Annotated in this window: 24 protein-coding genes; 2 read left to right on the forward strand and 22 right to left on the reverse strand. The window is 67.3% G+C overall.

Going from position 1 to position 25,178, the window contains the following annotated elements; all coding sequences use genetic code 11:
- Positions 1–23: 23 nt before the first annotated feature.
- Entirely contained in the window at positions 24–407 is a 384-nt protein-coding gene (locus AAYO93_RS11800) for a LysM peptidoglycan-binding domain-containing protein (protein WP_434056631.1), read from the reverse strand.
- Positions 408–686: 279 nt separating this feature from the next.
- Between AAYO93_RS11800 and lexA the strand changes: the two genes are divergently transcribed.
- Positions 687–1,376: a transcriptional repressor LexA gene (gene lexA / locus AAYO93_RS11805; protein WP_345761382.1), complete on the forward strand. Its 690-nt coding sequence runs from the start codon at positions 687–689 to the stop codon at positions 1,374–1,376.
- Positions 1,377–1,405: 29 nt separating this feature from the next.
- Here the strand turns inward: lexA and AAYO93_RS11810 are convergent, their stop codons facing one another.
- From AAYO93_RS11810 to hflX, 8 genes are all read right to left on the reverse strand, one after another.
- On the reverse strand, positions 1,406–2,071 hold the full coding sequence (locus tag AAYO93_RS11810) for a response regulator transcription factor (RefSeq protein ID WP_345761383.1): 666 nt from the start codon (positions 2,069–2,071) through the stop codon (positions 1,406–1,408).
- Positions 2,068–3,273, reverse strand: coding sequence for a sensor histidine kinase (locus AAYO93_RS11815; RefSeq protein ID WP_345761384.1), 1,206 nt, complete (start codon positions 3,271–3,273; stop codon positions 2,068–2,070). Before AAYO93_RS11815 ends, AAYO93_RS11810 begins: the two co-directional genes overlap by 4 nt.
- Position 3,274: 1 nt before the next feature.
- Complete coding sequence (locus AAYO93_RS11820) at positions 3,275–4,039, reverse strand: ABC transporter permease (RefSeq protein ID WP_345761385.1); 765 nt, start codon at positions 4,037–4,039, stop codon at positions 3,275–3,277.
- Positions 4,036–4,968 (reverse strand): ABC transporter ATP-binding protein, encoded by a 933-nt coding sequence (locus AAYO93_RS11825; RefSeq protein WP_345761386.1) that lies wholly within the window; start codon positions 4,966–4,968, stop codon positions 4,036–4,038. Before AAYO93_RS11825 ends, AAYO93_RS11820 begins: the two co-directional genes overlap by 4 nt.
- Positions 4,969–5,058: 90 nt before the next feature.
- A complete protein-coding gene (locus AAYO93_RS11830) occupies positions 5,059–5,409 on the reverse strand; it encodes a metallopeptidase family protein (RefSeq protein WP_345761387.1) in 351 nt (116 codons plus the stop codon).
- 141 nt (positions 5,410–5,550) lie between these two features.
- On the reverse strand, positions 5,551–7,902 hold the full coding sequence (metE, locus tag AAYO93_RS11835) for a 5-methyltetrahydropteroyltriglutamate--homocysteine S-methyltransferase (RefSeq protein ID WP_345761388.1): 2,352 nt from the start codon (positions 7,900–7,902) through the stop codon (positions 5,551–5,553).
- Between the two features lie 28 nt (positions 7,903–7,930).
- Positions 7,931–8,908, reverse strand: a complete 978-nt coding sequence (locus tag AAYO93_RS11840) for a methylenetetrahydrofolate reductase (protein WP_345761389.1) — start codon at positions 8,906–8,908, stop codon at positions 7,931–7,933.
- A gap of 237 nt (positions 8,909–9,145) precedes the next feature.
- Entirely contained in the window at positions 9,146–10,681 is a 1,536-nt protein-coding gene (gene hflX / locus AAYO93_RS11845) for a GTPase HflX (RefSeq protein WP_345761390.1), read from the reverse strand.
- 42 nt (positions 10,682–10,723) lie between these two features.
- On the opposite strand from hflX, the gene AAYO93_RS11850 reads away from it, so the two are divergent.
- Positions 10,724–11,356, forward strand: a complete 633-nt coding sequence (locus AAYO93_RS11850) for a class I SAM-dependent methyltransferase (RefSeq protein WP_345761391.1) — start codon at positions 10,724–10,726, stop codon at positions 11,354–11,356.
- 32 nt (positions 11,357–11,388) lie between these two features.
- Here AAYO93_RS11850 and dapF read toward each other — a convergent pair whose 3' ends face one another.
- The 13 genes from dapF to dapA form a co-directional block, all read right to left on the reverse strand.
- Positions 11,389–12,270: a diaminopimelate epimerase gene (dapF, locus tag AAYO93_RS11855; protein WP_345761392.1), complete on the reverse strand. Its 882-nt coding sequence runs from the start codon at positions 12,268–12,270 to the stop codon at positions 11,389–11,391.
- Positions 12,271–12,272: 2 nt separating this feature from the next.
- Positions 12,273–13,229, reverse strand: coding sequence for a tRNA (adenosine(37)-N6)-dimethylallyltransferase MiaA (miaA, locus tag AAYO93_RS11860; RefSeq protein ID WP_345761393.1), 957 nt, complete (start codon positions 13,227–13,229; stop codon positions 12,273–12,275).
- Complete coding sequence (miaB, locus tag AAYO93_RS11865; protein WP_345761394.1) at positions 13,216–14,826, reverse strand: tRNA (N6-isopentenyl adenosine(37)-C2)-methylthiotransferase MiaB; 1,611 nt, start codon at positions 14,824–14,826, stop codon at positions 13,216–13,218. Before miaB ends, miaA begins: the two co-directional genes overlap by 14 nt.
- A gap of 73 nt (positions 14,827–14,899) precedes the next feature.
- On the reverse strand, positions 14,900–15,691 hold the full coding sequence (locus AAYO93_RS11870; RefSeq protein WP_345761395.1) for a regulatory protein RecX: 792 nt from the start codon (positions 15,689–15,691) through the stop codon (positions 14,900–14,902).
- Positions 15,692–15,724: 33 nt separating this feature from the next.
- Complete coding sequence (gene recA / locus AAYO93_RS11875) at positions 15,725–16,798, reverse strand: recombinase RecA (RefSeq protein WP_345761396.1); 1,074 nt, start codon at positions 16,796–16,798, stop codon at positions 15,725–15,727.
- A 170-nt stretch (positions 16,799–16,968) separates the two neighbouring features.
- Positions 16,969–17,193 carry a DUF3046 domain-containing protein gene (locus tag AAYO93_RS11880; protein ID WP_345761397.1) on the reverse strand — a complete coding sequence of 75 codons (225 nt, stop codon included), beginning with the start codon at positions 17,191–17,193 and terminating at the stop codon, positions 16,969–16,971.
- A 72-nt stretch (positions 17,194–17,265) separates the two neighbouring features.
- Positions 17,266–17,577 (reverse strand): helix-turn-helix domain-containing protein, encoded by a 312-nt coding sequence (locus AAYO93_RS11885; RefSeq protein WP_223690903.1) that lies wholly within the window; start codon positions 17,575–17,577, stop codon positions 17,266–17,268.
- A gap of 155 nt (positions 17,578–17,732) precedes the next feature.
- Complete coding sequence (locus tag AAYO93_RS11890) at positions 17,733–18,263, reverse strand: CinA family protein (RefSeq protein WP_345761398.1); 531 nt, start codon at positions 18,261–18,263, stop codon at positions 17,733–17,735.
- Positions 18,256–18,876: a CDP-diacylglycerol--glycerol-3-phosphate 3-phosphatidyltransferase gene (gene pgsA / locus AAYO93_RS11895; protein WP_345761399.1), complete on the reverse strand. Its 621-nt coding sequence runs from the start codon at positions 18,874–18,876 to the stop codon at positions 18,256–18,258. Before pgsA ends, AAYO93_RS11890 begins: the two co-directional genes overlap by 8 nt.
- A gap of 4 nt (positions 18,877–18,880) precedes the next feature.
- Positions 18,881–21,703, reverse strand: coding sequence for an FtsK/SpoIIIE family DNA translocase (locus tag AAYO93_RS11900; protein ID WP_345761400.1), 2,823 nt, complete (start codon positions 21,701–21,703; stop codon positions 18,881–18,883).
- Positions 21,704–21,780: 77 nt separating this feature from the next.
- Positions 21,781–22,272 carry a GNAT family N-acetyltransferase gene (locus AAYO93_RS11905; RefSeq protein ID WP_345761401.1) on the reverse strand — a complete coding sequence of 164 codons (492 nt, stop codon included), beginning with the start codon at positions 22,270–22,272 and terminating at the stop codon, positions 21,781–21,783.
- Between the two features lie 144 nt (positions 22,273–22,416).
- The gene (locus AAYO93_RS11910) at positions 22,417–24,093 is read right to left on the reverse strand and encodes a ribonuclease J (protein ID WP_345761402.1); all 1,677 of its coding nucleotides are present in this window, start codon (positions 24,091–24,093) and stop codon (positions 22,417–22,419) included.
- Positions 24,094–24,160: 67 nt separating this feature from the next.
- Entirely contained in the window at positions 24,161–25,138 is a 978-nt protein-coding gene (gene dapA / locus AAYO93_RS11915; protein ID WP_345761403.1) for a 4-hydroxy-tetrahydrodipicolinate synthase, read from the reverse strand.
- Positions 25,139–25,178: the final 40 nt, after the last annotated feature.

The raw sequence follows: 25,178 nt of genomic DNA on the forward strand, positions 1-25,178 counted from the left end.
TGCGCGTCTCCTCGTGCCAGTTCTCACTGCCCGGTGCTGTACTGCGCCGGAATCGCGATGCGCTGACCGGGTGTCACGACGGCCGACTGCAGCTGGTTCAGCGACACGATGTCAGCGATCACGTCGCGCGGATCTGCACTCGGCGCGACCTTCTCGGCGATGCTCCAGAGCGACTGGCCGGAGTGAACCGTCACGTAGGCGAACTGCGTGTGCGTGCTCGAGCCGGTCGCGATGGCGCCCCCGCCGTTGACGGCGAAGAGAAAGGCGCCCACCACCAAAGGAACGGCCGCGAGCGTCGTGAGCACGGCACGACCACGCCGCGTGAGACGGAGGTGCGTGGACGGTTCACCGGCGGGGCGGGACGTCGCACCGGCGAAATGCGTCGGCATCTGAATCGCTGCAGTCATGGCCTGTCCTCCTGGGAGTATTCGCATCCGGCACTCGGCCGGGAGGGCCGGATGCGAAGCTATGTTCCGAATATATCTTCGAATGTCTGAAACTTCAACCACTCCACAGGCACTGATTATGGGACGAATATCGCAACACACTCGAACACATGTTTGTTTCAGCGCTGCATCGTGGATACAGTTTCGATTGTCTGGAGTTCACTCAACCAGGCACCACCGACATTCGTTCCAGAGCACGTCCCGGAACGGACGCGGAGGCGGTCACGAAGGGACGGGGAAGTGACGAACGACACTGGAGCAGGGCGCGAACGCGGCGGGACCCGCCGGCGCAAGAACCTCAGCGAGAAGCAGCTCGCCATCCTCGACGTGATCGCGCGCTCCGTCAGCCAGCGCGGCTATCCGCCGAGCATGCGGGAGATCGGCGACGCCGTCGGGCTCTCGTCGCTGTCGAGCGTGACGCACCAGCTGAACCAGCTCGAGCTGAGCGGCTACCTCAGGCGCGACCCGAACCGGCCACGCGCACTCGAGATCCTGATCGACGTCCCCTCCACCGCATCCGAAAGCCTCGACTACGAGAACCAGACCCCGGTCGGCGACGCCCGGATGGTCCCGCTGGTCGGACGCATCGCCGCCGGCGTGCCCATCACGGCCGACCAGCAGGTCGAAGAAGTCTTCCCCCTCCCCCGCCAGCTCGTCGGCAACGGAGACCTCTTCATGCTGAAAGTCGTCGGCGAGTCGATGATCGATGCGGCGATCTGCGACGGCGACTGGGTGGTCGTCCGGCAGCAGAAGACGGCGGAGAACGGTGACATCGTCGCCGCCATGCTCGACAGCGAGGCCACGGTCAAGGTCTTCCGCCAGCGCGACGGCCACACCTGGCTGCTCCCCCGCAACTCGAACTTCGAGCCGATCCTCGGCGACTTCGCCGAGGTACTCGGCAAGGTGGTGGCGGTCCTCCGCGCGGTCTGAGCATCACCGCCCCGCGTCAGGAGCCGTCGTCAGGGCCCCGGCGCGGACACGATGCCGGAGTCGTAGGCGAAGACCACGACCTGCGCCCGATCACGTGCGTCCAGCTTCGCCATCGCGCGCGACACGTGGGTCTTCGCCGTCGCCGGACTGATGTACAGGCGTTCGCCGATCTCCGCATTGCTGAGACCCACCGCGACCAGCGCGACGATCTCGCGCTCCCGGTCGGTCAGGAGCCCGAGCTTCTCGTCGACGGCCGCATCCCGCCGCGGCAGGGTGGCGAAGCGCTCGATCAACCTGCGTGTGACACTCGGCGCGAGCAGGGACTCGCCTGAGGCGACCACTCGCACTGCCCGCCGGAGGTCGTCCGGTTCCAGGTCCTTGAGAAGGAAGCCGCTCGCGCCCGCACGCAGCGCCTCGAACACCGTGGCGTCCAGCTCGTACGTCGTGACCACCAGAACCCGCGTGCCCGGGAGCGACGCGTCGGCGATCACAGAGGCCGTCGCTGCGATCCCGTCGAGGCGCGGCATCCGCACATCCATCACGATCACGTCCGGACGCATCCGGCGTGCCAGCTCCACCGCCTCGATGCCGTCCGCGGCCTCTCCGACGACCTCGATGTCGTCGGAACGCTCGAGGATCGCGCGGAACCCCTCGCGGATGAGCGCCTGGTCGTCGGCCAGGACGACGCGGATCACGCCGGCTCCTCGATCGGCAGCACTGCGGACACGAGGAAGCCGCCGGCCCGCGACGTGCCGGTTTCGAGCGTTCCGCCGACCGAGTGGGCGCGCTCGCGCATCCCGACCAGCCCGAGCCCGCGGCCGTCGCCGCCCGCAGGCGCGCCGCGGCCGTTGTCCTCCACCGTCACGAGCAGCGCGCGCGTGTCGAGGTCTGCGCGCACCGTCACCCACACTGTGCTCGCCGCTGCGTGACGCACGACGTTCGTGACGGCCTCTTGGACGATACGGAAGGCGGTCAGCTCGACGAACGGTGTGATCTCCGCGCCATCGACGGAGATCCGCGACTCGACCGTCAGGCCCGACGCCTCGAGTTCCGCCAGGAGGTCGGGAAGCCTGTCCAGTCCGGGCTGCGGAGCGGTCTCGGCACCGGGCGCAGGATCGCGACGGAGCAGTTCGAGAGTGCGGCGCAGCTCCGGAATCGCCTGGCGCGACAGCCCGCGCACCTTCATCATCGCCGTGCGGGCCGCATCCGGATGGTCGTCGAACGCGTCGAGGGCGACTCCGGCCTGCACCGAGATAACCGAGATGGTGTGCGCCAGCACGTCGTGGAGCTCGCGCGCCATCCCGAGGCGTTCGTCGGTCAGCTCCTCGCGCATCCGCGCCTCCGCCTCGCTCGCGGCGGCGGCCACGCTCAGCTCGTTGTTGCGTCGAACCTGCGCGGCCGTCGCGCCCAGCACCACCATGACCGCCATTCCGAGGGCAGGACCGGTGATGGCGAACGAAAGCCAGGGCACCGGCTCGGGGGGAAGGGACGGGATGATCATCCACGCGACGATGAAACCGGACGCCATGAGGATCGAGCGCCAGGTCGATCGTCCGTAGGCGCCGATCGCATATGACGTCGCGAACAGCACGAGGGCGGGTGACGCGCCCGGGTAGCCGGCGAAATGATAGACGGCGACCGCGGCGATCACGATGAAGGAGACCAGAACCGGATGCGTGCGCCGCCAGACCAGCGGCGCGCACGCGGCGAAGCCGAGCAGGTAGGCGCCGGCGGGAAACGCCTCGATCGCCGGGAAGGTCGTCGGGGAGGCGTAGGCCAGTTCGGCGTAGATCCCGGCCTCGACGATCACGAGCACCACCACCGCGATCAGCAGGTCGATCTGGAACGCGGTGATGCGGTGTCCGCTGCGGGTCGCCACCGCCGGGCTCGTCACCATGTCAGCCTATCGGGGGCTGCGGACGAAGCCGCAGCAGACGTGGGCGACGGTAGGCCAGGAAAGCGACACCGGACAGAGCCGCGGTCCACGCGACCAGGATGGCGATGGTGGTGGGATCGGGGACGCTCCCGCCCGCGATCTCCCAGCCGAGGTTCGCGAGCCGGTAGGTCGGCATCCACAGCGCCAGGTCGCTCATCCCCGACGGAAGGACAGCCGGAGGAACCCACAAGCCGCCGAGCGCCGACATCGCCATGTAGAGCCCGTAGCTGAGCGGGTAGGCGAGATCGGAGCCGACGAGGAAGCCGATGGCGATCCCGAGGGCCGCGAAAGTCGTGCTTCCGAGCCACAGGGCGGCGACCAGGGCGACCCATTGCCCGATCGACAGCGAGACCCCCTTCGCTACGGCCGCCGTCACGCAGACCAGCACGATCGCAGGCAGTGCGGTCAGGACGCTCGCGAAGACTTTCGACCCGAGTACGGTCGCGCCGGAGATCGGCATGGATCGCAGCTGCTGCAGCCATTCGGTCTGGCGCTCCTCAGCGATCCGAGGGCCAGTCGTGGACAGGACCGCCCAGATCGCGCCGTATGCGGCCATGGCGACCATGATCTCGACCGTGCCAGGGAGCTCGCCGGGCGGGGTCGGACCGCCGCCGAACAACGTCGCGAACAAGAGGTAGAAGCCGATCGGCGCGGCGACGGCCAGTGCGAGGTATTTGGGGTCGCGCAGCATGCGGAGCGTCTCCAGCCGGAGAAGGGAGCGGGTCATGATTGAGCCTCCTGGGTGAGGGTGAGAAAGGATTCGTCGAGGCTGGGCGGGCTCACCTCGAGGGACTTCCACCCGAGACTGCAGGCCGCCAGCGCTCGCACGGTCGAGTCGGCGTCGGTGGTGCGGATCGCGAATCGTCCCCCCGCGCGTGCGACGTCGACGACCCCGGGCAGGCTGCCGAGCAGCCCGTCCTGACCGTCGGCTGCCGGCTCCGGCACCGTGACGCGCACCATGGTCGTCCCTGTGCGTCGACGGATCTCGTCGGGTCGGCCGTCGCCGACGATCCGGCCGTTCGCGAGCACCACGACCCTGGTGGCGTTCTCATCCACTTCGTCGAGGTAATGCGTTGCGAAGACGAGAGTCCGTCCGGTCGCGGCAAAGGCGCGCATCGCCTCCCAGAACTCGGAACGCGCCTGGACGTCGAGTGCACGAGTGGGTTCGTCGAGAATGAGGATCTCGGGGTCGGCGACCACGGCGATCGCGAACCGGAGGCGCTGGGCCTGGCCGCCAGAGAGGCGGTCGACGCGACGACGCTCGAGACCCACGAGACCGGCGAGCTCGATGGCTCGCCCGACGGCGAGTGGCCGAGGGTAGATTCCGGCGCTGAAGCCGACCAGTTCGGCGACGCTCACTCCGGCCATGAAGCCGGTGTCCTGCAGCATGGCCGCGATGGCACCCCGGGCTACGGCCGCGCGGGGCGTCGAGCCGGCCACGCTGATCCGCCCGCGATCGGCGGCGACGAGGCCGACCATCATCCCGATGGTCGTGCTCTTGCCCGCCCCGTTGGGGCCGAGCAGCGCGACGGATTCGCCCCGCGTGAAGTCGAGGTCGAGCGAGCGGATCGCCTCGACACCGCCATAACTCTTGGATACGCCGTCGAGACGGATCGCCACATCCGGAGGCGTCGGGAAGGAGATCGGATCGTTCATGGCCCGATCCTGGCGTGAATGACGAGCGATCGCGTCCTCCGGCTGGATCGGCCGGCATAACGCAGCGGGAGTATTTCCCGCGGGCCCGGACTACGCCCAGCCGAGCTCGTGGAGGCGAGCGTCCGAGAGCCCGAAATAGTGGCCGATCTCATGCGCGAGAGTGACCCGCACCCGCCTGCGGAGCTCGTCGAGATCGGCGCTGCGCTCCTGGATGTTGTTCTTGAACAGGGTGATGCGATCGGGCAATTCGCCGTAGCCGTACACGCCGCGACGCGTCAACGGGTGTCCCGTGTACAGGCCGTAGAGCCGGGGATACTCTCCGCTCGGCTGGTTGTCGATCAGGATCGCGACATTGTCCAGCTGCCCGAACCAGTCGTCGGGAATGGCGTCGTACTCTTCGGTGACGATGCGTTCGAACTCATCGTCGGAGATCTCGACCATGCAGCAATCCTGTCACCGCGGACGCCGGCGAAGGAGAAACGGGCGCACAGGTTCGCTCCCGGCGCACAGGTTCGCTCCCGGCGCACAGGTTGCAACCTGTGCGCCGGTTCAGAACCTGTGCGCCCGACCGACCGTCCGCGACTAGGCGGGAACGCCCGCCTTCTCCCGGACGACCCGTGTCGCCTCGAGGATGTTCTTCAGCGACGCCACCGTCTCGTCGTAGCCCCTGGTCTTCAGCCCGCAGTCCGGGTTCACCCAGAGCTGGCGGCCGGGGATGGCGGCGAGCGCTGTCTCCAGCAGCTCGGTCACCTCGGCGACGCTCGGCACACGCGGCGAGTGGATGTCGTAGACGCCCGGGCCGATCCCGTGGTCGAATCCGCTGGTCTGGATGTCGTGGACGACCTCCATGCGCGAGCGGGCCGCCTCGATACTCGTGACATCGGCGTCGAGGTTGCGGATCGCATCGATGACGACGCCGAACTCCGAATAGCAGAGGTGGGTATGGATCTGCGTCTCGTCGCGCACACCCGCAGTGGCGAGGCGGAACGATCCGACCGACCAGTCGAGGTAGTCGGCGTGGGCGGCACGCTTGAGCGGAAGCAGCTCGCGGAGTGCTGGCTCGTCCACCTGCACGATACGGATTCCGGATGCCTCCAGGTCGCCGATCTCATCGCGGAGCGCCAGCGCGACCTGGCGCGCGGTCTCGCCGAGCGGCTGGTCGTCGCGCACGAACGACCACGCGAGGATCGTGACAGGGCCGGTGAGCATCCCTTTCACGGGCTTCTGGGTGAGGCTCTGCGTGTAGGTCGACCAGTCCACCGTGATCGGCTTCGGCCGCGAGACGTCGCCCCACAGAATCGACGGACGGGTGCAGCGGCTGCCGTACGACTGCACCCAGCCGTTCTGCGTGACGGCGAAACCGTCGAGGTTCTCGGCGAAGTACTGCACCATGTCGTTGCGCTCGGGCTCGCCGTGCACGACGACGTCGATGCCGATCTCCTCTTGGAGGTCGACGACGCGCTTGATCTCGTCGCGCATGAGACCCAGGTATTCGGCTTCGCTGATCAGGCCCTTCGCGAGCTGCGCACGGGCCCGGCGGATGTCGCCCGTCTGCGGGAACGACCCGATCGTGGTGGTCGGCAGGAACGGCAGGCCGAGCGCCTCCTCCTGGGCTGCCAGACGATCGCTGTACTCGCCGCGTGAGAAGTCGGCCTCAGTGAGGCCGGCCGTACGGGCGCGGACGGCGGCATCGCGCACGCCGGGCGCCGACCGGCGGTCGGCAAGCGCGTCGGATGCGGCGCGCAACGCATCCTGCACCGCTTCGTGGCCGTCGAGAAGGCCTGTTGCGAGTGTCGCGACCTGTCCGACCTTCTGGTCCGCGAACGCGAGCCACGACGTCAGCTGCTCGGACAGTGCCGGCTCGTCGTCGACGTCATGGGGCACGTGGAGCAGCGAGGTCGAGGTGGAGACCGCCACGTCCGGTGAGATCGACAGCAGGGAGGTGAGCTTTCCGAAGGCGGCCTCGAGGTCGCCGCGCCAGATGTTGTGGCCGTCGATCACGCCGCCGACCACGGTCTTGCCGGCGAGGGCGGCTGTGGTGGCCGCGTCGAGCCCGGACGGGACCGTTCCTCGCACGAGGTCGAGCCCGATCGCTTCGACAGGGGACGCCGCGAGGACCGGAAGGGCGTCGTCCAGGCTTCCGTACGGCGCCGCGACGAAGATTGCGGGGCGATCCGCTTCGGCGCCGAGCGTCGCATAGGCGGAGCGCACGGCTTCGAGCACCTCGGAACGCGCATCCTCGATGCTCTCGCTCACGAGGGCAGGCTCGTCGAGCTGCACCCACGGTGCTCCCACGGCAGCGAGCCGCGCGAGAAGCTCCTGGTAGACGGGGAGCACGTCGGCGAGACGGGTGAGGGGGCGGAAACCATCGGGGGCTTCGTCGCTCGGCTTGCTGAGGGCGAGGAACGTCACGGGGCCGACGATGACCGGCCGGGTCACGAATCCTGCCGCCTTGGCCTCCTCGAACTCACGCACGATACGGTCGGAGGCGAGTGCGAACGACGTCTCGGGACCGATCTCCGGCACCAGGTAGTGGTAGTTCGAGTCGAACCACTTCGTCATCTCGAGAGGTGCGTTCTCGCCCTCTCCGCGAGCGATGGTGAAGTAGCCGGCGAGGTCGACGTGACCGGCAGCATCCGCGAGGCCGGCGAAGCGTGAAGGCAGCGCGCCGAGCGTCACAGCAGCGTCGAGCACCTGGTCGTAGTAGCTGAAGCTCTCGGGAATCGAAGCATCGTCGCGCCCGAGACCGAGCCCGGCCAGCCGTTCGCGCGTGACGGAACGGAGTTCAGCGGCCTGCGCTTCGAGCTCCTCCGCGGCGATGGAGCCCGCCCAGAAGGCCTCGACGGCCTTCTTCAGTTCACGGCGGCGGCCGATACGCGGATAGCCGAGGATCGTCCCCGTCGGAAAGGCGGCGCGAGTCGTGGTGTCGGTCATTCTGTTCTCTCTTTCAGGTGGTGCTGGCTCAGGCGGTGGCGTTGTGCAGGAGTCCCGTGCGTTCCAGCACGGACAGGACGGCGTGGTGCTGGTTGAAGGTGTACAGGTGGATGCCCGGGGCACCGCCTGCGACGAGCTGCGAGACCACGCCGCTCGCCCACGCGATGCCGATCTCGCGCTGACCTTCCTCGGTCGGTTCGATCTCGAGCTGGATCGCGAGCTCGCTCGGCAGGTCCTCGCCGCTCAGTTCGAGCATCCGCTTCAGTCGCGCGGGGCTGGTGACGGGCATGATCCCGGGCAGGATCGGGAACTCGACCCCCGCATCCTTCGCGCGCTGGGCGAAGGAGAGGTAGTCCTCGGGGTGGAAGAAGAGCTGGGTGATGCCGAGGTTCGCACCGGCGGCCTGCTTCGCGAGGAGGGTGTCGATGTCCTGGCTCGCCGAGCGCGAGTTGGGGTGCCCGTTGGGGAACGCTGCGACCGCGATGCGGACGTGTTCGCGTTCGGTCCGCACCTCGCGCGCTGTCGGGATACCGGGCACGAGGCGCTCCTCGTACGGCACCCGCTCGGCCTGTACCCGGTGGATCAGCTGAACCAGTTCGCCGGCACTGTGAAGGTCCCCGAGTCCGGTGTCGCCGTCGCGGGCGTCCGCGGGCGGGTCCCCGCGCACGGCCAGGAAGCTGCGGACGCCGGCATCGAGGAATTCGCGGATGAGACGGTTCGCCTCGACGTGCGAGGAACCGACGCAGGTCAGGTGCGCCATCGGGCTCACCGTGGTGTTCGAGAGGATGTAGCGGAGCACATCCAGGGATGACGTGCGCGACGATCCGTTCGCGCCGTACGTCACCGAGATGAACTCGGGGCCGGCGGCAGCAAGCCGGTCGATCGTAGCGGGCAGGGCGGCCGCTGCCGCCCCGTTACGGGGCGGATAGAGCTCGAAGGAGAACGGGACGCGGCCCGGACACGGCACGTCGCCGGCGACGGCCGGTGCAGATCCGTGGTCGTTCATCGCATGTCTTCCGTCCAGGTGATGTCGGGATGACCGCATCCACGGGACGGCGGCCGCAGGCTTGCCGCGCACGCCCCTGGAGGGTCATGAGCCCGAAGGCTTTCGCGGGCGGGTGCCGGGCTCGGCTGTCGCTCCATGCCGCCCAGGAGATCCTGCGCGACAACGATTGATAGGCAGATTAGCAAGCACCGCAGCGCACCGACAGGCGTGTGTCGTCATATGACGACACCGCCCGGATCAGGCGACGGCGAACGCGCTGAAGACGGCCTCGTACTCCGGAAGGACGCGCGCCGTCACCTTGGTGCCGTCGTCCACGTACTCGGTCGACATCACCCGTCCGCGCTCGTGCAGCGCGGAGATCAGGTCGCCGCGGTCATACGGGATGACGAGCTCGAGCTCGATCGACGGGTCGGGGATGAGGCGGGCGATTGCGGCGAGGACGTCGTCGATGCCCTCGCCGGTGCGCGCGGAGGCGAAGATCGCTCCGGGCTCGAGCCCGCGCAGCACCAGACGCTCATCGTCGCCGACCAGGTCTGCCTTGTTGAAGACGACCAGCTCGGGCAGGTCGCGCGCACCGACTTCGCCGATGACATCGCGGACGGTCGCGAGTTGGCTCGCGGGGTCGGGATGCGACGCGTCGACCACGTGCACGATCACGTCGGAATCCGCCACCTCTTCGAGCGTCGACCGGAACGCCTCGACGAGCTGGTGGGGCAGGTTGCGGACGAAGCCGACGGTGTCGGCAAGCGTGTAGAGGCGGCCGTCGGCCGTGACGGATTTGCGAACGGTCGAGTCGAGCGTGGCGAACAGCGCGTTCTCGACGAGCACGCCCGCCTTCGTGATCCGGTTCAGGAGACTGGACTTGCCTGCGTTCGTGTACCCGGCGATCGCGACGGACGGCACCGAATTGCGACGGCGGTTCGCGCGCTTGGCCTCACGCGCGGGCTTGAAACCGGCGATCTGCTTGCGCAGCTTCGCCATCCGCGTGTGGATGCGGCGACGGTCGAGTTCGATCTTCGTCTCACCGGGGCCACGCGATCCCATGCCGGCACCCGCGCCACCGACCTGGCCACCGGCCTGCCGGGACATCGACTCACCCCAGCCGCGCAGACGAGGGAGGAGGTATTCGAGCTGGGCGAGTTCGACCTGGGCTTTGCCTTCGCGGCTCTTCGCGTGCTGGCTGAAGATGTCGAGGATGACGGCGGTGCGGTCGATGACCTTCACACGGACCACATCTTCGAGGGCACGCCGCTGGCTCGGGGCCAATTCCGTGTCGGCGATGACGGTGTCGGCGCCGAGGGCTGCGACGGTACCCGCGAGCTCCTGGGCCTTGCCGCGGCCCAGGTAGGTGCTGGGGTCCGGATGCGGTCTCCGCTGCAGGAGGCCGTCGAGTACGACGGCGCCCGCGGTCTCAGCCAGTGCCGCCAGCTCACGCATCGAGTTCTCGGCGTCCTGCAACGAACCCTGCGAATACACGCCGATGAGGACCACGTTCTCCAGCCGCAGCTGTCGATACTCGACCTCGGTGACGTCTTCGAGCTCGGTCGACAGACCGGACACCCGGCGCAATGCCGCGCGGTCTTCACGATCGAACTGCTCGCCGTCGTGCGATGTGTCGTCCACGGTCCCGCGCTGGAGCGCCTGCGCTCCGCTCGTGAACAGCGACACACCCGCGTGGGTATCGGCGTTCGCCAGTACGCGCGCCACGACATCGACGTCGGTGGAGCGTGTCTCTTCGCCGCTCTGCGGCTCATTCAATTCGGTATTCACCATCTCGGGTAACCCTAGTTCGTTCCTGTCCTGTACGTTTCCTCTATGGCCAGCGGCGATCACTACTTCACCTCTGCGCCCGAGAGCGATCCGGGGCTCCGCCCGTTCACGGTGCGGCTGGCCGGTCAGACCTTCGAACTGACCACGGCCAACGGGATCTTCAGCCCGGAGCGCGTCGACACGGGCACACGTGTGCTCCTCGACCATGTGCCCTCTGCACCGCCCGGAGGCCATCTTCTCGACCTCGGCTGCGGCTGGGGGCCCGTTGCGCTCACACTGGCACTCGAATCCCCTCATGCGACGGTCTGGGCCGTCGACGTCAATACCCGGGCCCTGGATCTCGTGCGCAGAAACGCGCAGAAACTCGGCCTCGTCAATGTCAACACTGCGCTGCCCGACGATGTTCCCGATTCGGTGAGCTTCACCACGATCTGGTCGAATCCGCCGATCCGGGTCGGCAAAAACGAACTCCACAACCTGCTCGAGCGGTGGATGCCCCGGCTCGAGCCCGGCTCCGACGCCTGGCTGGTCGTACAGCGCAACCTCGGTTCGGATTCCCTCCACCGGTGGATGCAGACGACCTTCGCCGGCACGCTCTCGGTGACGCGGGCCGCGACGAGCAAGGGGTACCGGGTGCTGCGAGCCCGACGTCGTTCGGACGAATCGCCCGCCGAATAGCCGGACGCACCGCGCATCCCCCCACCAGCAGGTCAGCTCAGTTCGAGATCACCCTCGAAGACGAGTTCGGCCGGCCCGGAGAGCGCAACGTGCTCGCCGTCCTCGGTCGGGAACATGCGCACTCCGACCATGCCGCCCGGAACATCCACCCGCCAGTTGTTCGGGGCTCCGCCGCCGGCCCAGTAGCGGGTGGCGAGCGCCGCTGCGGCCGCTCCCGTGCCGCAGGAGAGCGTCTCGCCGCTTCCGCGCTCGTGGACGCGCATGCGGATGCGGCCGACCCCGTCTTTGACCAGCGGCTCACGCGGAACGACGAATTCGACGTTCGCACCATCGGCCGGCGCCGGATCGAGGTGCGGGATGTAGGTCAGATCGGCGGTGTCGAGCTCGTCCTCGTCGGCCAGCGCGACGACGACGTGCGGGTTTCCGACATCGAGGCCCAGCCCGGGACGCGCCACCGGGAGTTCACGGGCGCGGACGAGCGGCTCGCCGCCGGACAGGGACCAGCGTCCGAGATCGACCTGGAAGCCGGTCAGGTTGCGCTGCACATCGCGGACACCGCCACGGGTTCCGATCGGCAGGGTGTCGCCGTCGGCCAGCTCGGCGAGGCCGGACTCGATGAGGAACCGGACATACACCCGGATGCCGTTGCCGCACATCTCGGCGATCGAACCGTCTGCATTGTAGTAGTCCATGAACCACTCGGCGCCCTCGTCTTCGGCGAGCGACTCGGCCCCCTCAGGGAGGTGGCGCGAGCGGACGGCCCGGATGACCCCATCCGCCCCCACACCGAAATGGCGGTCGCAGATGTCCGCGATCTGGGTCGGCGTCAGGTCGATCTGGCCGTCGGGGTCGGCGAACAGCACGAAGTCGTTCCCCGTGCCATGCCCTTTGGTGAAGTGGAGCGTTGTCGCCATGGCTACAGCCTATCGAGGGCGTGGTCGACGAGTCGGGGGTCGTCGTAGTCGAGCCAGTGCAGCCCAGGGTACCGCTTGAACCAGCTGACCTGGCGGCGGGCGTAACGGCGGGTGAGCTGCTGTGTCTGCGCGATCGCGTCGTCTTCGCTGAGCCTTCCGTGCAACTGCGCGAGCGCCTGCATGTAGCCGATCGCGCGACTCGCGGTGACGCCGCGCTCGATCCCTGCAGGCAGGAGTCGGCGGACCTCGTCGACGAGGCCGGACCGCCACATCCGCTCGACCCTGGCGTCGAGACGCGCGGTCAGTTCTTCGCGGGGCGCACGCAGACCGAGTGTCACGATCGGCATCCACGGCACCGGTTCTTCGGGGAGGGATGCGCTGAACGGCCGGCCCGTCAGCTCGATGACTTCGAGGGCGCGCACGAGGCGGCGCCCGTTGCTCGGGCCGATGGATGCCGCAGCGGCGGGGTCGACGTCGGCCAGGCGCCGATACATCATGCCGGGACCCTGCTGTTCGAGTTCCGTCTCGAGTCGTTCGCGGATGCCGGCGTCTGTTCCCGGGAAGCGGAGGTCGTAGATCACGCTCGAGACATAGAGCCCGGACCCGCCGACGAGGATGGGCACGGCCCCCCGGCGCGCGATCTCCGTGATGACGGCGCGCGCCCGCGGCTGGTAGCGCGCGACGGTGGCTTCATCGGTGACTTCGAGGATGTCGATCAGGTGGTGCGGGATCCCCCGCCATTCGTGCGGCAGGAGTTTCGCGGTACCGATGTCCATTCCGCGGTAGAACTGCATCGCGTCGGCGTTGACGATCTCGGGGTCGCGTCCTTCGGCGCGGATGCGTTCGGCGAGGTCGAGGGAGAGGTCGGTCTTGCCGGTCCCGGTCGGACCGACGACGACGATCAGCGGATGCGCGGCTTCGGTCGCCGGGTCTGCCGGCTGCGCCTCAGCGCTCGCCATCCGTCGGATCGTAGATGGGCATCGTTCCGACGCCCGGAACCGTCAGCGGCTCGCCGGTGCGGAGAGTCGGGAGTCCGAGCGAGACTCGCCCCTGGGTTGCGCCGGACGCTGAGCCGTGCGCGGGCACTGCGCACGATTCGGCCTCGGCACGATCCCAGGCGTCTCCGGCCCGGGTGCGGCGGATCGTGAGGGGTGCGCCGTCGGCCGAGTCCGCGATCAGGTGGAACGGTGCGGCGTGGGTGACGGTCACAGTGACGACGTCGCCCGGTCGCGGCAGTTCGGACCCGGCCGGAACTTCGAAGTGCACGAGGCGGCTGTCCTGCGCGCGCCCGCTCAGTCGATGGGTGTCGGCGTCTTTGCGGCCTTCGCCGTTGGCGACGAGCACCTCGACCTCACGGCCGACGACCTTCTGATTCTCTTCGAGAGAGATGCGCTCCTGGAGCGCGATCAGCCGGTCGTAACGGTCTTGCACGACGGCTTTCGGGACCTGGTCTTCCATGGTCGCAGCCGGAGTTCCCGGGCGGATCGAGTACTGGAACGTGAAGGCGGAGGCGAAGCGCGCGGCTTCTACGACGCGCAGCGTCTCCTGGAAGTCCGCCTCGGTCTCGCCGGGGAATCCGACGATGATGTCGGTGCTGATAGCTGCATCGGGGAGCTTCGCCCGCACGCGGTCGAGGATGCCGAGGAACTTCTCGGAACGGTAGGACCGGCGCATCGCTTTGAGAATGCGGTCGGACCCGGACTGGAGCGGCATGTGCAGCTGCGGCATCACCGCGGGCGTCTCGGCCATGGCGTCGATCACGTCGTCGGTGAACGCTGCCGGATGCGGACTGGTGAAGCGGATGCGCTCCAGGCCCTCGATCTCTCCCGTGGCACGCAGGAGCTTGCCGAATGCCTGCCGGTCGCCGAATTCGACGCCGTAGGAGTTCACGTTCTGGCCGAGAAGCGTCACTTCGATCGCACCGTCGTCGACAAGCGCCTTGATCTCGCGGAGGATCTCGCCGGGCCGGCGGTCCTTCTCTTTTCCACGCAGCGATGGGACGATGCAGAACGTGCACGTGTTGTTGCAGCCGACGGAGATGGAGACCCATCCGCTGTAGCTGGAGTCACGTTTGGTGGGCAGCGTGGACGGGAAGGTCTCGAGCGCCTCGAGGATCTCGATCTCGGCGGCGTCGTTGTGGCGTGCTCGCTCGAGCAGGCTCGGCAAGGATCCCATGTTGTGCGTGCCGAAGACGACGTCGACCCAGGGAGCTTTCTCGAGGATGACGTTCTTGTCCTTCTGGGCGAGGCACCCGCCGACGGCGATCTGCATCCCCTCGTGCCGCCTCTTGACCGACGCCAGATGACCCAGGTTGCCGTAGAGCTTGTTGTCCGCGTTCTCGCGCACGGCGCACGTGTTGATGACGACGATGTCGGCTTCTTCGCCGTTGGCGGGAACGTAGCCTGCTGCTTCGAGGGAGCCGCTGAGCCGCTCGGAGTCGTGCACGTTCATCTGGCACCCGTAGGTGCGCACTTCGTAGGTGCGCGCCCGACCGGTCTCGTCGACCGCCGCATCGGACGGCAGGATCACAGTGCGCGCTTCGGTGATGGTGCTCATGATGCACCTAGTTTACGGTCGGGCGGCGACGTGCGCCGACTCGTGAGCCGAGTGCCCACCAGGCGGGCCCCAGTCACTCGAAACGAACGTCCGGACGCTTGTTCCTGAGCATCGCGACGCTGATCGCGGAGTTCACCGTGTGACCGTCGTAGCCCTTGCGGGAGAGAAAGCCATGCACGCGTCTCTTGATCGTCTCGTCGTCGTACGACGAGAGCTGACGGATGCGCTTGAGCGCCAGCTCGATCGCCTTCGCCTCTTCTTCTTCGCCGTCGAGCTCATGAATCGCCGAGTCGATCTCGTAGTCAGGAATGTGCTTGCGCCTCAGCTCCTGCCTGATCGCCGCGCTGCCGAGCCCCTTGCGCTCGTGGAGGGTGGATACGAGGTACCGGGCGAGTGCGGCGTCGTCGAGCAGGCGAACGTCTTCGAGACGGTTGAGCTGCTGCTGGATCGTCTCGTCGTCGATCTCGCGCTTCTTCAGGACCTGTTCGAGCTCCCAGCGGGACATTCCGCGTCGTGCAAGCTGATCGAGCGAGAGCTTCGAGGCACGGTCGCGCGCCCTCTGCGCATCTGGGTCCGGTACGTCGACCGGCACCGCATCTGCGGCTGTCGGACCATTGATCTTCGTCACGCGTGCGCGCTGAGTCGTCGCCGGCTTGCTCTTCTCGATGAACCCTCCGTCGTCGTCGAACGTGCCTCCGAAGGTTGCGTCCTCGTCAGGATCGTCGAACCGCGTGAACGCGACACGCTCGCGTGCGGGTCTCCTCGGCTGAAGAAAGGTCACCGGAGCGACATGCTCATCGTTCTGCACCTCAGAGTTCTGCGAGCCGGAGTTCGGCGAGTCCGACGATGGCGGGAAACTCACCATGTTCGTCCTCCTTCAGGTGACCCGGTTGCCCGGTCACGCCCCCTTGCGAGCCTGGAGCTTCTCTTCGATGGACCCGACGTTGGACACAGGCTCGGCCACGGCGTTCGGGTCGGCCATGATGCCCAGCTTGATCTTGATCTTCGTCTCGATCTCATTGGCGATGTCGGGGTTGGAGATGAGGAAGTTGCGCGAGTTCTCTTTGCCCTGGCCGAGCTGGTCGCCCTCGTACGTGTACCACGCACCCGACTTCTTGACGATGGCATGGTCGACACCGAAGTCAAGCAGGCTGCCCTCGCGGGAGATTCCGACACCATACAGAATGTCGAATTCGGCCTGCTTGAAGGGCGGTGCCATCTTGTTCTTGACGACCTTGACACGGGTACGGTTTCCAACTGCTTCCGTTCCGTCTTTCAGGGTCTCGATGCGGCGGATGTCAAGGCGCACCGACGCGTAGAACTTGAGTGCCTTGCCTCCGGCAGTGGTCTCAGGGCTTCCGAAGAAGACACCGATCTTCTCGCGCAGCTGGTTGATGAAGATCATCGTGGTGTTGGTCTGGCTCAGACCACCGGTCAGCTTGCGGAGTGCCTGCGACATGAGCCGGGCCTGCAGGCCGACGTGGGAGTCACCCATCTCGCCTTCGATCTCGGCACGGGGCACCAGCGCCGCGACGGAGTCGATGACGATCAGGTCGATCGAGCCGCTTCGCACGAGCATGTCGGCGATCTCGAGCGCCTGCTCACCCGTGTCGGGCTGAGAGACCAGGAGGGCGTCGATGTCGACGCCGAGCTTGCGGGCGTACTCGGGATCGAGAGCGTGCTCCGCGTCGATGAACGCCGCGATGCCGCCGGCCTTCTGCGCATTCGCGATCGCGTGGAGGGTCAGCGTCGTCTTGCCCGATGACTCCGGACCGTAGATCTCGACGATGCGGCCACGCGGGAGGCCGCCGATGCCGAGCGCGACGTCGAGTGCGATCGAACCGGTCGGAACGACCTCGACGGGCGCGCGCTCATCGCTGCCCAGGCGCATGACGGAGCCTTTGCCAAACTGACGGTCGATCTGCGCGAGCGCAGTCTCGAGGGCCTTCTCACGATCGGCGGGTGATGGCATTTCGGTCTCTCCTTCTGGGCTTCGCTAACGAGTTCGACTGTACGCGTGGGCACCGACACTCACGCGCTGACGGGCCAGTATGTGGACAACCCGTTTTCGATTGCCGTTGTGAAGGAGCCTACCAACATCCGAACATATCTTCGAGAAATGCGAGCGGCGTGTCCGCGGTGTCAGCGCCTCGGCGCCGGCTTGCCCGCACCGTGCCAGTGCGACTTCGGCACATCCGTCTCACGGCAGAGCGCGAGCCAGACGTCGCGCGGAAGAACACCGGCCGCGAGCGCCTCGACAGCCGTGCGTCCGCCGAGTTCGCCGAGCACCAGGTCGTGCGTGAGGGCACGCCCGTACTCCACGCCGAACTCGTCGGACACCGCGCGCTGGAATTCGCTCAACTTCATGGGACCACCCTAAAAGCTCCTGCAGACATGACGGACGCCCCGGTCTCCGGGGCGTCCGTCGAAAGAATCGAATCAGCGTGAGACGAGGTCTGCGTCCATCGCTGCGACGAACTCGTCGGGGATCGTATCGGGGATGATCGGCTCGATGCCTTCGAGCACCGCCAGGCGGTCTCCCACCTCGCGCATGATCACCGAGATCGGTGTGTCCAGTGCGTCCGCGACCGAAGCGAGGATCTCGCTCGATGCCTCCTTCTGGCCCCGTTCGACCTCGCTCAGATAGCCGAGTGCGACGCTCGCCTTGCTGGCGACCTGCCTCAGCGTGCGCCCCTTCTGCAGGCGGAAGTCCCTGAGCACGTCGCCGATTTCCTGACGTACAAGAATCATTGGAGCCTCCTTTTCAACCCTGCCACCACGTCGGACGATAGATCCGGATGCCCAACACTACACGCATCCATTGCTTCACGATATCGACGGCGACTGGAGTTTTGTTGTGAATCTACGAGTTGTAACAGACCCGAAACAGGGGGTATTCCCACCTGTCACATACGGCTGATCCCGAGCTCCGCTGCGAGCTCTTCGATCGCCCTGACCACTGTCGCGCGACGGATCTCGGAGCGACCGCCGGACAACGCCAGCTCGACGACCCTCGTGCCCTCACCGAACGAGACCCCGACGAAGACTGTCCCGGGCGTACGTCCGCCCTGCCCGTCGGGTCCCGCCACTCCCGTCGTCGCCAGCCCGACATCCGCCAGCTTCCCGTCGACGGCGAGCCGCTCCCGCACTCCCCGCGCGAGCTGGACGGCGACCTCGGGGTGAACCGGCCCGTGCGAATCCAGGAGGTCCTGGTCCACGCCGAGCAGGGTGTGCTTCAGCGCGGTGGCGTAGACCACCGCACCCCCGAGCACAGTCGCGGATGCCCCCGGCACCCTGGTGAGTTCGGCGACCAGTTCGCCCCCGGTGAGGGACTCCGCCGCGACCACGGTGAGCGAGCGGGCGATGAGTTCGGCGATCACCCGCTCCGTGAGATCCGTCGCGGCAGCCGCATCCGACACAGTGTCCGGGTCAGTCACGCCGCGCCCTCCGGCCCTTCCAGGCCTGCCAGAGATAGTCGATGCCGGTCACCACGGTGAGGATGACGGCAGCGGTCATGAGGATCGTGTTGACCCAGTAGATCCAGTCGCCGAAGATCGTCCACAAGGGGACCAACGCGAACGAGATCGCGACCGACTGGACGATCGTCTTGATCTTGCCCCCGCGTGATGCCGCGATGACGCCCTGGCGGATGACGACGAAGCGGTAGATGGTGATCCCGACCTCGCGAACCAGAATGACGATCGTCACCCACCACGGCAGCTCGCCCAGGATCGAGAGCGCGATGAGAGCGCCGCCGGTGAGCACCTTGTCTGCGATCGGGTCGAGCAGCTTACCGAGCTCGGTGACCAGGTTGCGCCTGCGCGCGATGGCACCGTCGACGCCGTCCGTCGCGATCGCCAGGATGAAGAGGGCGGCCGCAGCCCACCGGAGCCAGCCGTCTTCGCCGTTGTCGGCGAGCAGCATCCACACGAACAGCGGCGCGAGAAGGATGCGCACGACCGTGATGACGTTCGGCAGGTTCCAGTTGCTCGGAGTTCGGAGCGGCTGGCCTCCCGCCGCTGCCGGCGGTGGGGCGTCGGGCACCGACATCGGTCTACTCCCTGTCGGTCAGCTGCCAGGCGTCCTCGTTCGAGTCGCCCTCCACTTCAGGATAGCCCTCGGTCATACGGGCGACAGGATCGCCGTCGTACGGGTCGTCGTAGGCCACGGCTGTGGCGTCCGGCCCTGCGGCACGCGCCTGAGGAGCGGCCGACGCCGTCCCCGGCGGTTCCTCGCCGCGCAGCCTCGCCAGTACCGACGGAAGCTGCTCCGCCGTCACGAGCACGTCGCGCGCCTTCGACCCTTCGGAGGGGCCGACGATCTCCCGCGACTCGAGGAGGTCCATCAGACGGCCGGCCTTCGCGAACCCGACGCGCAGCTTGCGCTGCAGCATCGACGTCGACCCGAACTGGGTCGAGACCACGAGTTCGGCTGCGGCGAGGAGGAGCTCGAGATCGTCGCCGATGTCGGAATCGATCTGCTTCTTCTCGGCCACGGCAGCGACATCCTGCCGGTACTCCGGCCGCGCCTGGCGCGTGACGTGGTCGACGACCTTCTGGATCTCCGACTCGCTGACCCACGCGCCCTGGACGCGTACGGCCTTCGATGCGCCCATCGGGAGGAAGAGCCCGTCTCCCTGGCCGATGAGCTTGTCCGCTCCCGGCTGGTCGAGGATGACGCGCGAATCGGTGACGCTGGTGACCGCGAACGCCAGCCTCGACGGCACGTTGGCCTTGATGAGTCCCGTGACGACGTCGACCGATGGACGCTGGGTCGCGAGCACGAGGTGGATTCCGGATGCGCGCGCCAGCTGCGTGATGCGAACGATCGAGTCCTCCACGTCGCGCGGAGCGACCATCATCAGGTCGGCGAGCTCGTCCACGACGACCAGGAGGTAGGGGTACGGCTTGAGCTTGCGCTCGCTTCCCGCAGGCAGGACGATCTCGTCGTTGACGACCGCCTTGTTGAAGTCGTCGATATGGCGGAAGCCGAAGCTCGCCAGGTCGTCATAGCGCATGTCCATCTCTTTGACCACCCATTGCAGCGCTTCGGCTGCCTTCTTCGGGTTGGTGATGATGGGCGTGATGAGATGCGGGACCCCGGCGTAGATCGTGAGCTCGACGCGCTTCGGGTCGATGAGCACCATGCGCACGTCAGCAGGCTTGGCCCGCATCAGCAGGCTCGTGATCATCGAGTTGACGAAGCTCGACTTTCCGGACCCGGTGGATCCTGCCACCAGGAGATGGGGCATCTTGGCGAGGTTCGCGACGACGTAGCCGCCGCCGACGTCCTTGCCGACGCCGATCGTCATCGGGTGCACACTCTTCGTCGCCGCGGCCGACCGCAGCACGTCGCCGAGTGAGACGATCTCGCGGTCGCTGTTCGGGATCTCCACGCCGATCGCGCTCTTGCCCGGAATCGGCGAAAGGATGCGCACTTCATTGCTCGCGACGGCGTACGAGAGGTTCTTGCTGAGCGCGGTCACCCGCTCGACCTTGACGCCCGGACCGAGTTCGATCTCGTACTGGGTCACTGTCGGGCCGCGCGAGAATCCTGTGACTTTCGCATCCACCTGGAACTGGTCGAGCACCTCGGTGATCTGCCGCACCACTTCGTCGTTGGCCGCCGAACGCGTCTTCGCAGGCGAACCGGCCGAGAGGATGGTCGGTGCCGGCAGACGGTACGGCGCCGGCGGGACCGGGGCGAGCGGACGCGCAGCACCTGCTGCCACCTCGTCGAAGTCGGCCTGCGCATCGGTCGAGAACCCCGGAAGCACTTCTGTCGCACCGTCGGGGCGCAGCCCGGTGGGATGCTGCCCCGCCGCAGACACCTCACCCGTGAACCGCTTGACCGCGTCTTCGGCAACCCGCAGCTCGTCGAGGACTTCGGTGCCGTAGTGGTCGGACTCCGGATCCGGCTCGATCGCCGACGCGAACTCGCCGTTGCTGGCCTGCGCGGGGGTGCCGAGGATGGCGGTGAGGTCGTCTGCGATGACCGGGCTGTCGTAGGCGGGATCGTCTTCGCGCTGCGATTTGTTGCGCCGCCACCAGGGAAGGTTCGCCTCGTCGGCAGGCTCGTCGATGTCGTCGAGCTCAACCTGCTGGGTCCTGGCCTCGCTCTTCGCATCCTTGGCCGCCTTGCGCTCCTCTTCGGTCGCAAGCTGCGCTCCGAACAGATACGCATACAGCTCGCGGATGCGCGCGCCGACCTTGTTGGGCGGGGTCTTGGTGATGATGAAGAGACTGAGGACCAGCAGCAGGCCGATGACGATCCCCGCGCCGACCCACGTGAGCACGATCGACAGCGGCCAGGCCAGGAGCCATCCGAGCACTCCGCCGGCTTCGGCCAGCTTCGTGATGCCGTCGGCCGGCATCGGGTGCGTACTGAACACGTGGCACAGCCCGGACACGGAGATCAGGAGGATTCCGAGCCCGATTCCGATACGTGTGTTGTCGTGGACCGAACTCGGATGACGGAACAGCCAGGCGGCGAACAGCACCATGATGACGGGCAGCGCGTAGGCGACCCGTCCGAAGAGTCCTCCGAACGTCCACACCTCGAGGGTCTGTGCGATGGTGTTGTCGATCAGGAACCATTCGGCGATCGCACCGGCGATCGCCAGCATGATCAGGAAGAAGGGGACGCCGTCTCGACGCTCCTCTTTCGCGAACTTCTCCGGTCCGAGCGCACGGAAGGCGCCGCCGACCATGTGCGCGAGCGCCATCCAGATGCGCACGAGGAGGGCAGGTTTCGGCTCGGCCGACGGGTATTTCACCGTCTTCTGGGCAGCCGTGTTCGCGGCAGGCTTGCGCCCCGTCGAACCTCCGCGCGCGGGGGTGTTCCGGGCGCGTGAAGTCGACTTGGTGCTCGTAGCCATGCCAACACGGTACTTTGCGCCGCCGTCATTGGCCCGGAAGAGCGCGGGGGTGTCTCCGGTACGCAACCGGCAAGCGCCTAGCGGATGGTCGCAACCATCGTGTCGGAGGACTCTCGCGATTCGATGGTCACGTAGCCCTCGCTCACATAGAGCCTCTGGGCGAAGTTCGATCGCTCGACGCTCAGGCTGAGCCGGGAATGCCCTGCGGAGAGCGCTTGCCGGGTGATCGCCTTCAGGAGCGCGCGCCCGACGCCCTGCGCGCGCCACTGCGGATTCACGCCGAGCGTCAGCTCGGGCACCCCCACAGCGACGAACCCGGTGCCGGGAGAATTCGGCGGGAACAACCGCGCCCAGCACGCGCCGATCGGGATGCCGTGGGAATCGATCGCGACCGACCCGAAATCACCGGGCCGCGGCCATCCCGCGATGTACCGGGAGACTTTCGGGTCGTCGAGGATGGCCACCCGCGGGCGCGCACGACTGACACTCCAGTTCGCGGCCTCGACCAGCATGTCACCCATGAAGCGGGCATCGGCCGGGGTCGCACTGCGGATCTCGAACCCTCCCATAGCGGGAGCGTACTCGCGCAGTGTTTCCGGCGGGTTTCGGTACGCCTCGATGCTGCGCCCATCCGTGACCGAGGCTACGCCTCGATGCTGCGCCCATTCGTGGCCGAGGCTACGCCTCGATGCTGCGCCCATTCGTGGCCGAGGCTACGCCTCGATCACCAACGGCACGATCATGGGGCGGCGCCGGTAGCTCGTGTTGACCCAGCGGCCGACTGTGCGGCGGACTACCTGGCTCAGCGCATGCGGGTCGCGCACGCCGTTGTGGGCTGCATCGGCGAGTGCCGCAGCGATCTTCGGCTTCACATCGTCGAACACCGCGTCGTCCTCTGCGAAGCCCTTGGCGTGGATCTCGGGCCCGGTGATGATGCGTCCACTCGCCGCCTCGACCACGACGATGATCGAGATGAAGCCTTCTTCGCCGAGGATCCTGCGGTCCTTGAGGTCCGCATCCGTGATCTCCCCGACACTCGAGCCGTCGACGTAGACATAGCCGACATCGAGCTGCCCGACGACCCGCGCGACACCGTCGCGGAGGTCGATCACGGTGCCGTCCTCGGCCAGGATCGTGTTCTCTGCCGGCACGCCGGTGTCCATGGCGAGCGCGGCGTTCGCGACCAGGTGCCGGTACTCGCCGTGAACGGGCATGACGTTCTTCGGCTTGATGATGTTGTAGCAGTAGAGCAGCTCCCCCGCCGCCGCGTGACCGGAGACGTGGACCTTGGCGTTGCCCTTGTGCACCACGCTCGCGCCGAGCTTGGTCAGACCATCGATGACGCGGTACACCGCGTTCTCGTTGCCGGGGATCAGGCTGGACGCGAGGATGACCGTGTCGCCCGGCCCGACCTCGATCTGGTGATCGAGGTTGGCCATACGGGCGAGGACGGCCATCGGCTCGCCCTGCGAACCAGTCGACATGTAGACGATGCGGTCGTCCGGCAGGTCTGCTGCCTTCTTGTAGTCGATGAGGATGCCTTCCGGCACCTTCAGATAGCCGAGGTCGGCGGCGATGCCCATGTTGCGCACCATCGAGCGGCCGAGGAGCGCGACCCGCCGGCCGTTCGCCTCTGCGGCGTCGAGCACCTGCTGCACGCGGTGAACGTGGCTGGAGAAGCTCGCGACGATGACGCGGCGGGGAGCACGCGCAATGACGTTGTCGAGCACAGGCCCGATCGAGCGCTCGAGTGGCGTGAAGCCCGGAACGTCGGCGTTCGTGGAGTCGGCCATGAACAGGTCGACCCCCTTCTCGCCCAGCCGCGCGAAGGCACGGAGGTCGGTGATCCGGTCGTCGAGAGGAAGCTGGTCCATCTTGAAGTCGCCGGTGTGCAGCACGACCCCGGCTTCCGTGGTGATGGCGACGGCGAGCGCATCCGGAATCGAGTGGTTGACCGCGACGAACTCCAGGGAGAACGGGCCGAGCGCCTCGTGCTGGCCCTCCTTCACCGTCAGCGTGTACGGCTGGATGCGGTGCTCCTTGAGCTTCGCCTCGACCAGAGCGAGCGTGAGGCCGGATCCGATCAGCGGGATGTCGGCGCGCAGGCGGAGAAGGTACGGCACGGCACCGATGTGGTCCTCGTGGCCGTGCGTGAGAACGACGCCGACGATGTCGTCGAGGCGATCGCGCACCGGGGCGAAATCAGGCAGGATCAGGTCGACGCCCGGCTGGTTCTCCTCGGGGAACAGCACGCCGCAGTCGACGATGAGGATCTTGCCGCCGAATTCGAAGACCGTCATGTTGCGGCCGATCTCCCCCAGTCCCCCGGTCGGGATGATCCTGAGGGTGCCCGGTTCGAGTGCGGGCGGGTCGGAGACGAGGTTGGGCATCTGCCCCTCCTATGCGTTTGCGGGCGCTGGGCGCTCCTGGTGATGCGATCCGGGCAGTGGCCAGGACCTAACGTGTTGTGCCGGCGATCTTGGGCAGCGCACCGCCGGCCGCGGCATTGCGGTCGGGCCGGAAGTTGCGGAAGTCCACGCCGGGGATGTCGGTGACGAGGTCGATCTCGTCTTCGATCTGGGCGGCCTCCCACTCCTCGGGGCCGACGAGGGGCAGGCGGACCCGCGGGCTGGAGATCCGTCCGAGCCCGTGGAGGATGTACTTGGCGGCAACCGTGCCTGGGACGTGGGTCATGACCGCACGCACCAGCGGCTCCAGCTTGCGGTGCGCCGCGGTCGCGGTGGCCAGGTCGCCGGAATTGACCGCATCCACGATCTGCCGGTACGGCCTGGCCGCAATGTTCGCCGTCACGCCGATCAGCCCGGAGGCGCCGATCGACAGGTGCGGCAGCACGTTCGCGTCGTCGCCTGAGAAGTACAGGAGGTCGGTCTGGTTGAGCACCCGGCTGACCTCGCTGAAGTCGCCCTTCGCATCCTTGATAGCCAGGATGTTCGGGTGCTTGGCAGCGCGGAGGATCGTCTCGTACGTGATCGGCACCCCGGTGCGGCCGGGGATGTCGTACAGGATCACGGGAAGGTCGGTCGCATCCGCGATCATTCGAAAATGCGTCAGGATGCCGGCCTGCGTCGGCTTGTTGTAGTACGGCGTCACGATCATGACGCCGTCGGCGCCCGCCTTCTCGCTCTGCTGGTAGAGCTGGATGGCGTGGGCGGTCTCGTTCGATCCGCCGCCGGTGATGATCTTCGCGCGGCCCGCGGAGACCGATTTTCCGACCTCGACGAGACGCAGCTTCTCGGGGTCGGTCAGTGTCGACGTCTCCCCTGTCGTGCCGGTGACGACGATGCCGTCGGCGCCGTCGTTGATGACGTCGTCGATGTGCTTCTCCACGCCGGCCCAGTCGACCTCGCCATCGGCGGTGAACGGCGTCACCAGGGCCACCAGCACCTGGCCGAACGGATTCGCGGAGTCAGACATGTTGTACAGGCTATCGCCTCGGCGCGGTCGGCAGAGCGTG

Origin of the sequence: Diaminobutyricibacter sp. McL0608 (assembly GCF_039613825.1) — a bacterium.
In the GTDB taxonomy this organism is placed as follows: domain Bacteria; phylum Actinomycetota; class Actinomycetes; order Actinomycetales; family Microbacteriaceae; genus Diaminobutyricibacter.

Bases quoted from the DNA above. Each gene is read 5' to 3' on its own strand.
- AAYO93_RS11800 (WP_434056631.1), bottom strand. From the start codon at position 407: ATGACTGCAGCGATTCAGATGCCGACGCATTTCGCCGGTGCGACGTCC.
- AAYO93_RS11815 (WP_345761384.1), bottom strand. From the start codon at position 3,273: ATGGTGACGAGCCCGGCGGTGGCGACCCGCAGCGGACACCGCATCACC.
- AAYO93_RS11820 (WP_345761385.1), bottom strand. From the start codon at position 4,039: ATGACCCGCTCCCTTCTCCGGCTGGAGACGCTCCGCATGCTGCGCGAC.
- AAYO93_RS11825 (WP_345761386.1), bottom strand. From the start codon at position 4,968: ATGAACGATCCGATCTCCTTCCCGACGCCTCCGGATGTGGCGATCCGT.
- AAYO93_RS11830 (WP_345761387.1), bottom strand. From the start codon at position 5,409: ATGGTCGAGATCTCCGACGATGAGTTCGAACGCATCGTCACCGAAGAG.
- metE (WP_345761388.1), bottom strand. From the start codon at position 7,902: ATGACCGACACCACGACTCGCGCCGCCTTTCCGACGGGGACGATCCTC.
- AAYO93_RS11840 (WP_345761389.1), bottom strand. From the start codon at position 8,908: ATGAACGACCACGGATCTGCACCGGCCGTCGCCGGCGACGTGCCGTGT.
- hflX (WP_345761390.1), bottom strand. From the start codon at position 10,681: ATGGTGAATACCGAATTGAATGAGCCGCAGAGCGGCGAAGAGACACGC.
- AAYO93_RS11850 (WP_345761391.1), top strand. From the start codon at position 10,724: ATGGCCAGCGGCGATCACTACTTCACCTCTGCGCCCGAGAGCGATCCG.
- dapF (WP_345761392.1), bottom strand. From the start codon at position 12,270: ATGGCGACAACGCTCCACTTCACCAAAGGGCATGGCACGGGGAACGAC.
- miaA (WP_345761393.1), bottom strand. From the start codon at position 13,229: ATGGCGAGCGCTGAGGCGCAGCCGGCAGACCCGGCGACCGAAGCCGCG.
- miaB (WP_345761394.1), bottom strand. From the start codon at position 14,826: ATGAGCACCATCACCGAAGCGCGCACTGTGATCCTGCCGTCCGATGCG.
- AAYO93_RS11870 (WP_345761395.1), bottom strand. From the start codon at position 15,691: ATGGTGAGTTTCCCGCCATCGTCGGACTCGCCGAACTCCGGCTCGCAG.
- recA (WP_345761396.1), bottom strand. From the start codon at position 16,798: ATGCCATCACCCGCCGATCGTGAGAAGGCCCTCGAGACTGCGCTCGCG.
- AAYO93_RS11880 (WP_345761397.1), bottom strand. From the start codon at position 17,193: ATGAAGTTGAGCGAATTCCAGCGCGCGGTGTCCGACGAGTTCGGCGTG.
- AAYO93_RS11885 (WP_223690903.1), bottom strand. From the start codon at position 17,577: ATGATTCTTGTACGTCAGGAAATCGGCGACGTGCTCAGGGACTTCCGC.
- pgsA (WP_345761399.1), bottom strand. From the start codon at position 18,876: ATGTCGGTGCCCGACGCCCCACCGCCGGCAGCGGCGGGAGGCCAGCCG.
- AAYO93_RS11900 (WP_345761400.1), bottom strand. From the start codon at position 21,703: ATGGCTACGAGCACCAAGTCGACTTCACGCGCCCGGAACACCCCCGCG.
- AAYO93_RS11905 (WP_345761401.1), bottom strand. From the start codon at position 22,272: ATGGGAGGGTTCGAGATCCGCAGTGCGACCCCGGCCGATGCCCGCTTC.
- AAYO93_RS11910 (WP_345761402.1), bottom strand. From the start codon at position 24,093: ATGCCCAACCTCGTCTCCGACCCGCCCGCACTCGAACCGGGCACCCTC.
- dapA (WP_345761403.1), bottom strand. From the start codon at position 25,138: ATGTCTGACTCCGCGAATCCGTTCGGCCAGGTGCTGGTGGCCCTGGTG.